Genomic DNA, 15804 nt, shown 5'->3' on the forward strand with positions numbered 1-15804 from the left:
GCTTAATTTCCTTTCGCTTCAATTTTCGCCCAAGAATCACGCAAAGTGACCGTGCGGTTAAAGACAACATCTTCTTCTTTTAGGTCTCGGCAGAAGTAACCTTCTCGCTCAAACTGAAACCCTTGACCTTTTTCAGACGACAACAAAGATGGCTCTGCTTTAGCGATCGACACGACGGTCAGTGAATCAGAATTAATGAAATCCAGGAACGTCTTGTCTTCATGATTTGCATCTGGGGATTCATTCACAAACAAACGATCATAAAGATTCACGGTCGCGTTTACAGCGTGTTTTGCACTTACCCAATGAATCACGCCCTTTGGTTTATAGCCTTCAGGGTTCACGCCCAATGTATTTTCGTCGTATCGACAAAGTAACTCGACCACATCACCCGCGTCGTTTTTAATCGCTTCATCACATGTAATCACGTAACCACCACGAAGACGAACCGCGCCCTCAAGAGTTAAACGCTTCCACTTGCGAGGAGGCACTTCAGCAAAATCCGCTGCGTCAATGTACAGCTCTTTACTGAATGGCACTTCGCGAGTACCCGCGTCTTCATTTTTCGGGTGATTACTGACAGTGAAAATTTCTTCTTTGTCTTCTGGGTAATTGGTCAAGGTCACCTTGATCGGATTCAGTACAACCATGGCGCGATTTGCGCTGGCATCCAAATCTTCACGAATGGCGTGCTCTAACATACCGACATCAACTGTACTATCAGATTTAGTCACGCCAATACGCTCACAGAAGTTACGGATAGACAAAGCCGTATAACCTCGACGACGCAAACCAGAAATGGTCGGCATGCGCGGGTCATCCCAACCGTGAACGTGTTTTTCGTCCACCAGCTGCTTTAATTTACGTTTACTGGTCACCGTATAATTCAAGTTCAAACGTGCAAATTCGATTTGTTGTGGATGCACCGTCTTCAACGTATCCAACACCCAGTCGTACAATGGACGATGATCTTGGAATTCAAGCGTACAAACAGAATGCGTTACTTCTTCAATGGCATCCGATAAACAATGTGTAAAATCATACATTGGGTATACGCACCATTTATCACCCGTTTGGTGATGATGCACATGACGAACACGATAGATGATCGGATCGCGCATATTGATATTTGGACTCGCCATATCAATTTTAGCGCGCAGAACCACTTCGCCATCTTTGTATTTGCCGTTCTTCATATCCATGAAAACAGCCATGTTTTCTTCAACACTGCGGGCACGGAATGGGCTGTTTTTACCTGGCTCTTTCAACGTACCGCGATACTCACGCATTTGCTCGGCGTTTAGTTCACAAGCGTACGCTTTACCTGCTTGAATAAGTTGCACCGCAAAATCAAATAATTGATCAAAGTAATCAGAAGCAAACTTAGGTTCGTCTTTCCATTCAAAGCCAAGCCACTCTACATCACGTTTAATCGACTCAATGTATTCAACGCTTTCCTTCTCAGGATTCGTGTCATCAAAACGTAGATTACATTGACCGTTGTAACGCTGCGCTAAGCCGAAATTAAGACAAATGGATTTAGCATGACCAATGTGTAAGTAGCCATTTGGTTCAGGTGGAAAGCGAGTAAGGACCTTACCGCCGTGCTTACCTGATTCGTTATCTTTATCAATGATTTGGGTAATGAAATTACCTGGTTTTGACGTTTCTGACATGGTTGATGTAAGTCCCGATAAGTGTTGATCTAACAATATTGTTACTTTGACCGGCAAGTATATAGCATTTAGGTTTCTATGGGATATTGAGCAGAAAATCTTTTCAGCTTTTTTAAAGCGAAATTGCGTATTTTGCCACGAAGAAAACAACCACCCCGACCAAAATCGTAAGCAACTGCTGTTGTCGCCAAATACCAACGGCAAAAGCCGCCAGACCACCCAACAACCAAGGATTTAACAACGTGATCGCCATATACTGATCCGGCATCAAAATCATGGGGGTAATAATGGCGGTTAACACAGCGACAGGCACAAACTTCAATGCTCTATCCAAGAAAACAGGCATCACTACTTTATGCGCCCGAGCAAACAAAACAAATCGAACCCCAAACGTCACCAAAAACATTCCGAGTATTACGAGCACTGAATCCAACAAACTCATTTCCCCACTCCTTGAGCTTCACCATTCCTTATTGATTTTTCATCATCGACCGCACTGTCCGAAAAATACCCTACCGCCACGCCAATCACGGCAGAAACAAGTAAACCGAGATTATTTGGCAAGCCAGATAAAACCACCGATGCAACGCCCGCACTGAGCATGCAGAACCAAAATGGCCGGCGCTTTAAATACGGCGTAATTATCCCGATAAAAGTCGCTACCATGGCAAATTCCAACCCCCATTCGCTCATCCCGGGAATAAGTTCACCTGACAAAACACCCAGAATCGTAGTTACGTTCCACATCACATAAAATGAGATAAAAGACCCTAAATAAACTTTGTGACCACCCTCTTCGTCGGCAGCACCAGTCCCATACAAAGGGCGAACTGCTGCATACGTTTCATCAATCAAACCAAAACCCATAATCGCCCGCATCGGCATTGGTAGGTGTTTCACAAATTTCACCAAATCTGCGGCATACAAAAGGTGACGAAGGTTGACAATAAAAGTCGTCGATACAATGACCCAAATCGGTGAATGCAAAGCAATCAAGCCGAGCGCCACGAATTGCGCTGAGCCAGCAAATACAAAAGCGGACATCGCGACCGCAAACCATGGACTCAACCCGTAACTGGACGCCAGAGAGCCAAACAAGAGCCCAAATGGAATACCACCAACAATCATAGGAATTGAGGCGACCGCACCCTGCCGCATATACTGCAATGTATTCATAAAATGCCCTTTAATTGTTTTTCCATGTATATATCCGTTCGCTCATAGACAGAGGGTTTAAGCGGCGTTTTTTCGACGAAGCCATGCTTTTTATAAAGATTTTTTGCTGCATTCAAGTTAGACGCTGTTTCTAGTGTCAACGTCGTGACACCTTTAGATATCGCAAAATCCACAACGTGGGACAACAAAGCATCCGCGATGCCTTTTCCTCTACAATGTTCAGCAACCGCCAGCTTTTGAACATCAGCCACACAGCCATCTTCATGAACCACTAACACAATAGTTCCAAGCACTCGATCTAGTGAGTTTCCCCGACGTAAGGCAACCCATACATAGCCGCCTTTGTTTAATATATTCGCGTGCGGATCACGTAATACCAGGCGATCGTAATCCGTAATTTGGGTTGGGAAATATGTTTCTAGCCAAGCCATATTCAGATCGTGAAAAGCCTCATTATGAGTAGATTTAAATGGCTCAATTATCACCTGATGAAGACGATCTAGCACTTTATCAGCCAGTCGACCATCCATTACCTGAGATTCCAGCTGAGACAAACTGTCCATAAAATTATGGCTTGAGCAGGACGTGGCTTGTTCAATGAGGATTTTCAATTCAACCAAAATAGGATCCACTCGTAGCATGGCGCTTTCTCCATGCGCCGTCATCCGAAGAAAAGAGCGTCGCTGATCACGATCATCAACCGTTTTTTCCAACAAGCCTGCTTTGATCATTTTCGTTGTTTGCTTACTGACGGCGGGGTGGCTCAGGTGCAACTGTTCAGCAATGTCAACCACAGATGATTCACCCACAGATTGAAGCAACCTCAAAATTGGGAAATACGTAGCAGAAATAGGAATGGCGCATACCTCATAAACTTCCTGCACCTGAGCAAATAAATAATCACTGAGGCGCTTCAACCGGCTTCCTAGTGTTAACACGCCAAACTGCTCCATTTACTCCCCCATCGCCATTGATTAAAATACAAATAAACCATATAGGTAACTGGTTACGGATACCAAAATAATGCAACCGACCAGCCTTTGCAATCCCTTTTCCTAGTTGCTTTCTAGTTCACCCAACTAAGCGATCTGCTATACTGCGCGTTTTCATTAACACCATGCCTTTTATTTTTGTATCAAGGGCCAATTACAAGGACAACAACATGTCAGAAAAAGCCGTCGTGGTGTATTCGGGTGGGATGGATTCATTCACCGTTTTGAATACAGCAATCCAAAGTGGATTAGACGTATACGCCTTATCTTTTGATTACGGGCAAAAGCACAACAAAGAATTGAACGTCGCCGCTCAAGTCTGCAAAGACCTTGGTATCTCCCACAAGATCGTTGATATTACGGCGATCAATAGTTTAATGGCCAACTCGTCACTCACTGGTGATGCCGAGATTCCAGAAGGCCATTACGAAGACGACAATATGAAATCCACTGTCGTTCCAAATCGTAATATGGTGCTGCTTTCTATGGCAATTGCTTACGCAGTTTCGTTAGAAGCTGGCAAGGTATATTACGGCGCGCATTCAGGGGATCATCACATTTACCCAGATTGCCGTCCCGAGTTCGTCGAAGCCATGAACGCCGTGTCTAAAATCGCCAATTACCAATCGGTTGAAATCGTCACACCATTTTTACATTCATCTAAAGGCGATATTTTGAAAGCGGGATTGGCCATGAATCTTAACTATGCCAACACTTGGACTTGTTATAACGGCAGAGAAAAGTCCTGCGGCAAATGCGGCGCATGCGTAGAACGCCTTGAAGCCTTCAGCGAACAAGGCAAGATGGACCCATTGGTTTACGAAGCGTAATCTACCCATAACTTTTTCTGATTTTAGTGTGTTTGTTTTAGTGCCAATTGGCTTTTGTTCCACAAATTCCCAGTTTGGCGATTAAATTATCAACTAAAGTTATAACCCTTACCTCGACTGTTTTTCGAGACGCTGCTTGTCAGTATGTAATTGGTGTAACAAAATGTATTCAATTAAAGAAGCCTTTTATTCATTACAAGGCGAAGGTGCTCATGCGGGCCGCCCTGCTCTATTTTGTCGTTTTACGGGCTGCAATCTGTGGTCTGGTTTAGAAAAAACACGAGCTCTGTCCGATTGTCAATTTTGCGATACGGATTTTATCGGTACGGATGGCCAAAACGGCGGTAAGTTTAAAACCGCCTCGCAACTACGCTCACACATCGATGCGCTTTGGCCCTTTGGACAAGGTCATAAGTATGTTGTGTTTACTGGCGGTGAACCGGCGCTACAGCTTGATGACAACCTCATAAAAGAAATGAAAGAACACGGCTACACCATCGCCATCGAAACCAATGGCACGCTTGCTTTACCAGAAGGCATCGATTGGATTTGTGTCAGCCCAAAGACATCAAAGGCGCTGATTATCACAAAAGGCGATGAACTCAAGCTGGTTTACCCACAAGAACACCTCGATCCAGCGTCATTCGAAACACTCGACTTCGCGAATTTTTATTTGCAACCAATGGACCAAGGGCATTTATCTTCGGATCAAATCCCTCTAATCAATACTCAAGAAGCCACATTGCACTATTGTTTATCGCATCCACGGTGGCGTCTTAGCTTACAAACACATAAAATGCTCAACATTGATTAAATAGATTTATATTTTTAACCATTAATTAAACAAGGAACTTTCAATGATCATTCTACATACAAACCACGGTGACATTCACGTCGAGCTAGATTACGAAAAAGCGCCAAAATCTGCGAAAAACTTTGAAGAATATGTAACTGCAGGTTTCTACGATGGCGTTATCTTCCACCGTGTGATCAACGGTTTCATGGTTCAAGGCGGTGGTTTTGAGCCAGGCATGACACAGAAAGAATCACGTACTGCGATTGAAAACGAAGCAGACAACGGCTTGAAAAACGAAATTGGCACACTGGCGATGGCTCGCACAATGGACCCCCACTCGGCTTCTGCACAGTTTTTCATTAACGTTGCTGACAACAGTTTCCTAAACCACCGCAGCAAAACGCCAGACGGTTGGGGTTACGCGGTTTTTGCTAAAGTAACAGCGGGTATGGACGTCGTAAATAAAATCAAAGAAGTGAAAACAACGATGAAGTCTGGACATCAAGATGTTCCAGCGGAAGACGTTATTATCGAAAGTGCTGAACTTGTAAAATAATGATCCGATATTTCATTTCAGATCTGCACCTCAGCGACAAACGCCCGGATCTTATCCGGGCGTTTGTACGAATGACAGACGAGTTAATCCAGCGAAACGAAAAATCTGAGCTGTACCTGCTTGGGGATTTTTATGAAGCGTGGATCGGTGACGATTTTCACGCAGATTGGAACTCTCAAATAGAAAACGCCTTAAGCAAAGTATCCCAATCTGGTATTGCTTTGTATTTTTTACACGGCAACAGAGATTTTTTGATTGGTAACAGTTGGTTAAAACGAGTTGGCGCTACTTTGATTGATGAGCAAACTGTTTTGCTGTTGGAGTCAACGCCTGTCCTTTTAACGCACGGCGACGAATACTGCCTAGAAGATACTGAGTATCAAGCATTCAGAAAAACGGTACGTTCGACCGAGTGGCAAACCCAGATTTTATCTTTGCCTTTAGAACAACGTCTGGCGCTTGCTGCCCAATTGCGCAACGACAGTAAATCAATGGCGGCTGAAAAATCGATAAGCATTATGGATGTTACTGAATCCGCCGTCATCGAATCACTCAACCGCTTAGCGTGCAAAACCGTCATTCACGGCCACACACACAGACCAGACGTTCATAAAGTAGATCAAACTATGCGTTGTGTACTTGGGGATTGGGACAAATCCATTTGGCTGGCTCAAATTGAAGGCGGTATTTACACTCAATCCAATGCCTCTGTAGAGGATTTTATTGAAAATGGCCTACTATCCCTAAGAGGAGTACATCGAGAAGTCTTAATTTAAACAGACAAGTTGAAAACCTCTCTTACAAAAAAGCACCAGCCTTGCGCTGGTGTTTTTTTATCGATTCAACAGCTCTTTAACCCACATCGTTTCACTACTAACCCGTGAGCGAGTAAATTCAATGTTACGGTTATGAAGCATGGCCACAGCTCGAAAGAATGCATTATTAATAATAACCGGACTTAATCGAACACCATATACTCGCCACCAATGCTGCTGAGCTTTACTGGTTAAAAGCTGATACAAAAAATCCAATTCCAAAGACCCTTTGTACATTACATCTAGATCAACAATCGGATCCACTTTTGCAATTTCAAGTGCAAGCCAATAAGTCACATCTGGAAGGGTTTCGCTCTTATATACACCCATAAACACTCCCGAGGATTGCAAGTTTATAGAATGAGTGTAGCAGTATGATTTAAAGGCTGAAGCAATATACCCAATTGGTTTGTGGCATTTTGTAAATTATGATTGCCCAGGAGGACCACTGTGCATACGAAATTCAACATCGGGTTCAGTAATAAGCTTTTCTTCTAAGTCACGGAAAAAGGCTATTCTGCCATCAATAGGTTCGCTTGAATATTCTTTTGCCAATTCAAGGTAATCTTCAAAATGTCTTGCTTCTGATTTTAGCAGTGAGATGTAGAACTTCGACAGCTCGTCATCCAAATGCGGAGCAAGTGCCGCGAAGCGCTCACAAGATCGAGCCTCAACAAATGCACCAATAATCATAATATCCACTAAACGAGCTGGTTCGTGCGTACGAATATGCTTGCGTAAACCATCCGCATAACGAGACGCAGACAAATGATCATAAGTGACATTTCGTTTACGCATGAGTTTGTGTACTTGCTCAAAATGCAAAAGCTCTTCACGCGCCAAACGCGACATTTTATGCAGCAAATTATCACGATCAACATAGCGATACATTAAGTTCATTGCGGTGCTTGCGGCCTTCTTTTCGCAATGAGCATGGTCATTTAAAAGCAAAGTTTGATTCTCAAGAGCCCAATCTACCCATGCTTTTGGGGATTCACACGGAAGAAATTCAACAAGCTCAGGATACGCTGATAACATTACTCTACCTTTTTGTGTTAAAAAACGTGATTATACTCTGTATTAAGCACTTAGACAGCAACGTCTTGATTTGGATATCAAATTCGTAATGAATGATTTTTATGACCCACAAAAATTAAAGATTGGCCAAAATGTAGGAATCGAACTCGATCCGTACATTTTAAACTACCCAATGGACAAACAAAAAACCACTTGGGTAGCCGATCAAGGTGGCCGACCTTTTGTACTTCGTTTTTTTCAATCGAACAAAGGCAAAGTTGAGGATTTTTTACAAAACGCCAGAAAATATACGGGCGTAAAACACACGGCCATCACGCCAAACTACCCGCCCTTCTATTCGAATCTATGGGTGTTTTCGTGCTCTGCGGTTTGCGGGGGGGAAAACCTTTATAGCTTTTTAGGAAAATACCCCGATGGTGCGCCATTAAATGTGGTTATTGGTTTATTCGATAATATTGCCAAAGCACTAGATCAAGTTCACAAAAATGGCTTATTTCATGGCCATCTCGATTTGAACTCCATTCATGTCGTGAATGGACTTGGTCTTATGACTGGGTTTGGGGCGCACAATTGGATGAATCAAATTGACGACAGCGTGATGGATTCTCGATTTTTTCCACCGGAATACCTCAAAAAGAGCCAAAAAAGAACACCTGCGTCAGACAGTTTTGCCTTTATGAAGTTACTGATGGCTGCATTGCTGGGTGAGTCTATACTTGATAAAGATTTCACTACCAGCCTACCAGATTCCCATCCTAATTTAAGTGACGCTACATGGAACCGTTTGCTTAAATGGTGTGGCGAAAACGAACGCCATAGACCAAAGTCTTTGGTAGAGGTGATTCGAATCATTCGCGCCAACCTTTATAAGCCTGAGGCAAACAACAGCTCTTCAACCAAGCGCGCCGTGAAGCGATATATTAGAAACACCAAACCCAAAACAATGGCGATAGGCGCGGCGGTGGTATTAAGCCTGTTTGCGGCCATTATTTTATGGCCCGATACGGCGTCAGAAAAGACAGTAAATACCCCAAAACCTGTCGCTAAAATTAAAATAAAAACACCGTTTGAAGCTTTACCACAAATTTTGGAAGAACCCTTAATAACGGGTGGAACCGCACCAAAAATTGAAAAAATCCCTCCGGCTGTTTTCATTATGGGCGATCAAAATAGAATGGGCGATGATAATGAAAAACCCGCCCACGAAGTGGACATCCCCAACGGCTTCTACATTAGTAAATACGAAGTCACTTTCGACCAATACGACACATTCGCCACAGCAACAGGTCGAGACCTGCCTCCCGATAATGGCTGGGGACGAGGACAACGCCCCGTTATTAATGTCAGCTGGTATGACGCAAAGGCTTATACGACATGGCTGTCCGGCCAAACCAATGCCGAGTATCGACTTCCTACAGAAATTGAGTGGGAGTATTCCGCCCGTGCGGATTCGACCACCTCCTTCTGGTACGGCAATGACGTTAAGTCGGGCTACAGTGTTTGCGATAGCTGCGGAAGCCAGTGGGATGGTGTTTCTACTGCACCAATTGGCAGTCAAGCCAGTAATCCGCTAGGCTTGTTTGATATGCATGGCAATGTAGCGGAATGGGTGGAAGATTGTTATCACGATACCTATGAAGGCGCACCAACCCGAAATGAAGTGTGGTTAGCCAATCAATGTGAAAATCGTGTACTACGGGGTGGGTCTTGGTTTGACATCCCTAGAGTCGGCCGAAGTGCCACAAGATATCGCGCTCAACCAACCCTAAAAGCCAGTAACTGGGGGTTTAGGGTCGTGAGGATTATTCATCAATCAAATGACAATCCTAAATCAGAATAATTCCGCTAAATGTCACCTATTCGAAATTGTTATGGTGGATTGTAAGTTTTTAGGGCTTTTTTTCTATAAAATACAATCCATCATCAATCATAAAATCTCATCTGGCTTGAACTTCTAAAGCCAACTTACTGCACTAACTTAAAGGTTAATGCGGAAAATTAAGGGAGAGCTATTATGTTGAAAAGTATACCGAGAACATGTCGAACGTCGAAAGGTACTTCTACTTTATTTGAAACAAATTATCCGTGCAAAAAAACACTAATCAAGGAATGAAATGGTGAGGTCTCGACATACTATGTGTCTAGGGCAGATATAGTGGACCTGATCGCAATTTCCCTTTTTAGTACATAATATTATTATCATAAATTATTATTCAGAGGTGTAAATGAGCCTGTATTCAGAGTACTTACAAGAAATCGAAATTCGCAAAGGTCAAGGATTGCATCCTAAGCCAATTGATGGCGGTGAATTACTAGCAGAAATCATTGCTCAAGTTAAAGACACAACTCACCAACACCGAGAAGATTCTCTTAACTTCTTCATCTACAACACCATACCGGGCACAACAAGCGCTGCCGTTGTAAAGGCAAAATTCTTAAAAGAGATTATTCTAGGTGAATCCAGCGTAAAAGAAATCACACCCAAGTTTGCCCTAGAATTACTGTCTCATATGAAAGGCGGCCCTTCTGTTGAAGTATTGATCGACCTTGCATTATCTAATGATGCTTCGATTGCTGCTCCAGCGGCTGACGTTTTAAAAACTCAAGTCTATCTATATGAAGCAGATATGGAACGCCTTGAAACAGCCTATAAGACTGGTAATTCAATAGCTAAAGACATTCTTCAAAGTTACGCACGCGCTGAGTTCTTTACTAAATTACCAGATATCGCTGAAAAAATTGATGTAGTTACTTATATTGCTGGTGAAGGTGATATCTCAACTGATTTATTGTCGCCAGGGCATCAATCTCACTCTCGTGCCGATCGTGAATTACACGGACAATGCATGAGCACACCAGAAGCTCAAGCAGAAATAAAAGCTTTGCAAGCTCAGCACCCTGACATGCAAGTAATGCTCATTGCTGAAAAAGGCACAATGGGAGTAGGTTCATCTCGCATGTCTGGCGTGAATAACGTCGCACTTTGGGCGGGCAAGAAAGCAAGTCCATATGTTCCATTTATCAACATCGCACCCATTGTTGCTGGCACCAATGGTATCGCCCCAATCTTCCTAACAACGGTTGACGTAACAGGCGGTATTGGTCTTGATCTTAAAAACTGGGTTAAGAAACTAGACGCAAACGGTAATACTGTTTTTGATAAAAACGGCGATGCTGTATTAGAAGAAGCATATTCAGTAGCCACTGGCACTGTGTTAACTATCGATACGAAAGCTAAGAAGTTATATAACGGCAATAAGATGCTTGCGGATATATCATCAGCCTTTACACCACAAAAAGTGGAATTCATGAAAGCTGGTGGTTCATATGCCGTAACGTTCGGTAAGAAACTACAAACATTTGCAGCAGAAGCTTTAGGCGTTGAACCACTAAGCGTATATGCGGCTGCAAAAGAGATTTCGCATAAAGGCCAAGGCTTAACAGCTGTTGAGAAAATATTTAACCGAAATGCCGTTGGTGTTTTATCTGACTCACCATTGCACGCAGGATCAAACGTTCGTGTGAAAGTGAATATTGTTGGCTCGCAAGACACAACGGGGCCTATGACATGTCAGGAATTAGAAGCCATGGCAGCTTCTACCATTTCACCCATTGTCGATGGCGCATTTCAATCTGGTTGTCACACTGCCTCTGTATGGGACAGTAAAGCAAAAGCAAACACACCTAAGTTAATGAGCTTTATGAACAAGTTCGGTCTAATCACTGCACGTGACCCTAAAGGTGTTTATCCGTCAATGACGGATGTTATTCATAAAGTATTGAATGATATTACCGTTGACGACCGCGCTATCATTATCGGTGGTGACTCTCATACACGTATGTCTAAAGGCGTTGCTTTTGGGGCTGACTCAGGCACTGTAGCTATTGCACTGGCAACAGGTGAGTCTGCAATGCCAATCCCAGAGTCAGTAAAAGTAACGTTTAAAGGCCACATGAAGAAATACATGGATTTCCGTGATGTGGTACATGCGACACAAGCTCAAATGCTAAAACAGTTTGGTGGTGAGAATGTATTCCAAGGTCGTGTGATCGAAGTACATATCGGTACATTGCTAGCCGACCAAGCCTTCACCTTCACTGACTGGACAGCTGAGATGAAAGCGAAAGCTTCCATCTGTATCTCTCAAGATGACACCCTTATTCAATCTCTTGAGTTAGCGAAAAAGCGTATTCAAATCATGATCGACAAAGGCATGGAAAATGAAGCTAAAACACTTCATGGTCTAATCACCCTTGCAGATAAACGTATTGCTGGCATTAAATCCGGCGAACAGCCTGCCCTGGCACCAGATAATAATGCTAAATATTTTGCAGAAGTCGTTGTTGATCTTGATGAAATCGTTGAGCCAATGATTGCTGATCCTGATGTAAACAATGACGATGTATCTAAGCGTTATACTCATGATGTAATTCGTCCTGTTTCATTCTATGAAAACAAGTCAGTTGACTTAGCATTTGTTGGTTCTTGTATGGTTCATAAAGGCGATATGCAAATCATCGCTCAAATGTTCCGTAACATGGAATTACAGGGTAAAGAAATCAAGTTCAATGCACCTCTGGTCATCGCTCCACCAACATACAATATCGTTGATGAATTGAAAGCAGAAGGCGATTGGGCACTTTTAGAGAAGTACTCTGGCTTTGAATTCGATGATACTAATCCTAAAGCTTCGGCACGAACTAAGTATGAAAACATCATGTACTTAGAACGCCCTGGTTGTAACTTGTGTATGGGTAACCAAGAAAAAGCGGAACCAGGCGATACCGTTCTTGCAACTTCTACTCGATTATTCCAAGGTCGTGTTGTAGCTGATACGGCAGAGAAAAAAGGTGAGTCCCTACTTGGCTCTACACCACTCGTTGTATTGTCTGCAATATTGGGACGATTCCCAACATTAACAGAATATAAAGAGGCTGTGGCTGGCATTCATCTAACGGATTTTGCGCCACCGCTAGAAGAAATGACAACAGCGCCTGTTGAGTTTATTCCAGTATCTAACGTTTAAACTTAATAATAACGATGAATAGCGATTAAGCTATTTGATAAAAAGCCTACAGATAATATTATCTGTAGGCTTTTTTATTGCCTGGTTTCTGACTCAGTGACAACTTCTTTTATTCCTCAACACCTTGATACAGGAAAGGTTTTAGACACAAAAAAGCCCCGCTATGCGAGGCTTATCCTAGAAGATTTGATTGACTAAATAACTTCACGCTCAACGAGCTCATCAAATTCTGCTTGCATCTGGCGCTCTACGGGACTCTCTACATCCTGAGCATTAATATGGTGCTGTCGACCAGCATGTTTTGCTTTGTGCTTAATTAGTTGTTTCTCTAACTTACCAACTAAAAGATCAAGGGCCGGTTTAATTTGCTTATCCGTCTTAACTGTAGCAAAAAGATCATGACCAGGGATATGAACACTGGCTTCCACTATTAATTCATGAATCTCATGCTTCTCTGTATTTAAAATCACTTTAATACTGGTTATCTGGTTATTGATACGAGATAAGTGATCCATTTTTTCTTTAACGAGTTCTTGAACTTCTTCACCAGATTGGACGTGGTGACCGCTAATATTCAATGTATACATAGAGAATTTCCTTCTGTTTTTTTGTCAGATGTTTTATTAACTTAAATTCTGTTCCTCCTCTGTTGCCCTTCCTAATAATCTATGGACTGTTGGGTATGATTTCAATCCCTACAATGTAAATACTTGCTCAAGATCATGAATGAAAAAAAATACATTCAAAAACACAGTAAAACACGACTTAAACACTTTATTTATCAATACCATACCTATTTAAATCTAGCAAACAATTCACCATACTGCACAACAAAAACATGTTTTTTTTACCATTTTAAGTGACATTTAACCCTGCTAAAAAAGCACAGTATGCTGGCAGCACAACACAAGTCTAAAGACGCCAATTCAAACAGCTTGCTCATCACGAGTTAGGTGAACGTTATACAGTCGATATAACGTCGCAAGACACACACATAGCAAAGAAGGAATGCCCAATGCATAAAAGCCTATCCACTGAAACAGCCAAGCTCCCAACCCTCCTCCACTGATAAAGCCAACAATAATTACAAGAAACAAAAATACCTTTCGCTTATCTAAACTCTTCCCCTGAAAAGAACCGCCCAACATAATTCCTAAATCTGTAAATATACCCGTTAGATGCGTGGTTCTTACGATTGCGCCACTGTATGTTGTCGCCAATGCATTTTGAAGCCCGCAAGCCGCAGACGCGAAATAGTGCCCAGATGTATGACCACTCAATAATAAGTACATAGCAACAAGTAAAAACATGGCTTCAATGACCAATAAAACATCATAAAAGCGGCCAAGTTTTAACGACGTGCCGGTTAGTGTGAACCCAGAAACAAAGGATCCAAACAAAAAGCTAAGTAAGATTCCAATGAGGTGAAAAAGCATCTCTGTATTTGGGTTTAATAACGCACTACCAATCAGTGTAGCAGTCCCTGATAAATGCGACACAGCTTGATGCTGAAAGCCTAACAATGCGACAGCATTGACACAACCAGCCACAAGAGCCAGAACAAAAGCACCACATTCAATCCACCTAGGTAATCGTGACAACACGGCTCTCCCTTTCAAATTTATATAATACTTTTAAAAAAACGCTCAATCGCAACGCAAAAAAAAGCGCCTGTCAAAAATGACAGACGCTTCTTAGAAACCTTATCTTAGCGCTCTAGTCATTTAGCAAGATGCGTAACATACGGCGCAATGGCTCTGCAGCCCCCCACAATAGCTGATCACCTACCGAGAATGCACTGATGTATTCTGGTCCCATGTTCAGCTTGCGAATACGACCAACAGGAATATCTAAAGTCCCTGTCGCCGCCGTTGGAGTAAGGTGCTCCATCGTTGCTTGTTTGTCGTTAGGAATCACTTTCACCCAGTCATTATGCTGCGCTAACATGCCTTCGATATCGTCAACAGGAATGTCTTTATTCAACTTAATTGTGAATGCTTGGCTATGGCAACGCATCGCACCAATACGAACACACAGACCATCGACAGGAACAATCAAATCTGTATTTCCTAAGATCTTGTTCGTTTCCGCTTGCGCTTTCCACTCTTCTCGGCTTTGACCGTTATCAAGCTGAGAATCAATATACGGAATCAAAGAACCCGCCAATGGCACACCGAATTGATCAACGGGCATGGTATTGGAGCGCATTTGCTCAGCGACTTTACGATCGATGTCTAAAATAGCGCTCGCAGGGTCTGCAAGCTCACTAGCAACAGCACCTTGTAACATGCCCATTTGATTGATCAATTCGCGCATGTGACGAGCACCGCCACCAGACGCTGCTTGATACGTCATAGACGTCATCCACTCAATGTGGCCCTTCTCGAACAATCCACCCAACGCCAATAACATCAAGCTAACTGTGCAATTACCACCAGCAAAGGTTTTAACGCCATTGCTCAAGCCTTGCTTGATAACATTCAAGTTAACTGGATCAAGCACAATAATCGCATCTTTCTCCATACGTAAAGAAGACGCGGCATCAATCCAATAACCTTTCCAACCAGCCTTGCGCAACTGAGGATAAATAGCCTTGGTATAATCCCCGCCTTGGCAGGTAATAATAATATCCATCTTCTTTAAGGATTCAATATCGTTCGCATCTTGAAGTAATGGAATATCTTTACCAATTTCTGGACCTTTTTGCCCCGTTTGAGAAGTCGTAAAAAAGACTGGATCAATATGATCAAAGTCGCTCTCTTCTCGCATACGTTGCATCAATACGGAACCGACCATTCCGCGCCATCCGACTAAACCTACAGTGTTCTTTGACATGGTTAACATTACCTTTTTTTGTGGGGCCACTCATACCAAGAGCAGTATCCCAAGTGAATACAA

At 42.8% G+C, this 15804-nt stretch carries 15 protein-coding genes; 6 read left to right on the plus strand and 9 right to left on the minus strand.

The features are described from left to right. Window positions 1-2: 2 nt before the first annotated feature. The 4 genes from D104_RS36140 to D104_RS36155 all read right to left on the minus strand — a co-directional run bounded on the left by D104_RS36140 (window position 3) and on the right by D104_RS36155 (window position 3805). Window positions 3-1676: a glutamine--tRNA ligase/YqeY domain fusion protein gene (locus D104_RS36140; protein WP_024025566.1), complete on the minus strand. Its 1674-nt coding sequence runs from the start codon at window positions 1674-1676 to the stop codon at window positions 3-5. A 112-nt stretch (window positions 1677-1788) separates the two neighbouring features. Further along, window positions 1789-2118 carry an AzlD domain-containing protein gene (locus D104_RS36145; RefSeq protein WP_024025567.1) on the minus strand — a complete coding sequence of 110 codons (330 nt, stop codon included), beginning with the start codon at window positions 2116-2118 and terminating at the stop codon, window positions 1789-1791. Beyond that, the gene (locus D104_RS36150) at window positions 2115-2852 is read right to left on the minus strand and encodes an AzlC family ABC transporter permease (protein WP_024025568.1); all 738 of its coding nucleotides are present in this window, start codon (window positions 2850-2852) and stop codon (window positions 2115-2117) included. The genes D104_RS36145 and D104_RS36150 overlap by 4 nt, the downstream gene beginning before the upstream one ends. Further along, window positions 2849-3805 carry a GNAT family N-acetyltransferase gene (locus D104_RS36155; protein ID WP_024025569.1) on the minus strand — a complete coding sequence of 319 codons (957 nt, stop codon included), beginning with the start codon at window positions 3803-3805 and terminating at the stop codon, window positions 2849-2851. Before D104_RS36155 ends, D104_RS36150 begins: the two co-directional genes overlap by 4 nt. A gap of 209 nt (window positions 3806-4014) precedes the next feature. Between D104_RS36155 and queC the strand changes: the two genes are divergently transcribed. The 4 genes from queC (at window position 4015) to D104_RS36175 (ending at window position 6802) form a co-directional block, all read left to right on the plus strand. Continuing rightward, window positions 4015-4674: a 7-cyano-7-deazaguanine synthase QueC gene (gene queC, locus D104_RS36160; RefSeq protein WP_024025570.1), complete on the plus strand. Its 660-nt coding sequence runs from the start codon at window positions 4015-4017 to the stop codon at window positions 4672-4674. 163 nt (window positions 4675-4837) lie between these two features. Continuing rightward, entirely contained in the window at window positions 4838-5488 is a 651-nt protein-coding gene (queE, locus tag D104_RS36165; protein ID WP_024025571.1) for a 7-carboxy-7-deazaguanine synthase, read from the plus strand. Window positions 5489-5531: 43 nt separating this feature from the next. Beyond that, window positions 5532-6026, plus strand: coding sequence for a peptidylprolyl isomerase (locus D104_RS36170; RefSeq protein ID WP_024025572.1), 495 nt, complete (start codon window positions 5532-5534; stop codon window positions 6024-6026). Further along, on the plus strand, window positions 6026-6802 hold the full coding sequence (locus D104_RS36175; protein WP_024025573.1) for a UDP-2,3-diacylglucosamine diphosphatase: 777 nt from the start codon (window positions 6026-6028) through the stop codon (window positions 6800-6802). Before D104_RS36170 ends, D104_RS36175 begins: the two co-directional genes overlap by 1 nt. A 57-nt stretch (window positions 6803-6859) precedes the next feature. Here D104_RS36175 and D104_RS36180 read toward each other — a convergent pair whose 3' ends face one another. Both D104_RS36180 and miaE read right to left on the minus strand, forming a co-directional pair. Further along, complete coding sequence (locus D104_RS36180; RefSeq protein ID WP_024025574.1) at window positions 6860-7171, minus strand: hypothetical protein; 312 nt, start codon at window positions 7169-7171, stop codon at window positions 6860-6862. Window positions 7172-7267: 96 nt separating this feature from the next. Beyond that, a complete protein-coding gene (gene miaE, locus D104_RS36185) occupies window positions 7268-7879 on the minus strand; it encodes a tRNA-(ms[2]io[6]A)-hydroxylase (RefSeq protein WP_024025575.1) in 612 nt (203 codons plus the stop codon). Window positions 7880-7967: 88 nt separating this feature from the next. On the opposite strand from miaE, the gene D104_RS37085 reads away from it, so the two are divergent. Both D104_RS37085 and D104_RS36195 read left to right on the plus strand, forming a co-directional pair. After that, window positions 7968-9719, plus strand: a complete 1752-nt coding sequence (locus tag D104_RS37085; RefSeq protein WP_024025576.1) for an SUMF1/EgtB/PvdO family nonheme iron enzyme — start codon at window positions 7968-7970, stop codon at window positions 9717-9719. A gap of 385 nt (window positions 9720-10104) precedes the next feature. Next, window positions 10105-12906, plus strand: a complete 2802-nt coding sequence (locus tag D104_RS36195; protein ID WP_024025577.1) for a bifunctional aconitate hydratase 2/2-methylisocitrate dehydratase — start codon at window positions 10105-10107, stop codon at window positions 12904-12906. 194 nt (window positions 12907-13100) lie between these two features. On the opposite strand, the gene hpf is transcribed toward D104_RS36195, so the two are convergent. The 3 genes from hpf to asd all read right to left on the minus strand — a co-directional run bounded on the left by hpf (window position 13101) and on the right by asd (window position 15741). Further along, on the minus strand, window positions 13101-13493 hold the full coding sequence (hpf, locus tag D104_RS36200) for a ribosome hibernation-promoting factor, HPF/YfiA family (RefSeq protein ID WP_024025578.1): 393 nt from the start codon (window positions 13491-13493) through the stop codon (window positions 13101-13103). Window positions 13494-13832: 339 nt separating this feature from the next. Further along, window positions 13833-14510, minus strand: a complete 678-nt coding sequence (locus tag D104_RS36205; protein WP_024025579.1) for a YoaK family protein — start codon at window positions 14508-14510, stop codon at window positions 13833-13835. 112 nt (window positions 14511-14622) lie between these two features. Then, the gene (gene asd / locus D104_RS36210; protein WP_024025580.1) at window positions 14623-15741 is read right to left on the minus strand and encodes an aspartate-semialdehyde dehydrogenase; all 1119 of its coding nucleotides are present in this window, start codon (window positions 15739-15741) and stop codon (window positions 14623-14625) included. Window positions 15742-15804 lie beyond the last annotated feature (63 nt).

This window comes from Marinomonas profundimaris, from assembly GCF_000508165.1.
Lineage (GTDB): Bacteria > Pseudomonadota > Gammaproteobacteria > Pseudomonadales > Marinomonadaceae > Marinomonas > Marinomonas profundimaris.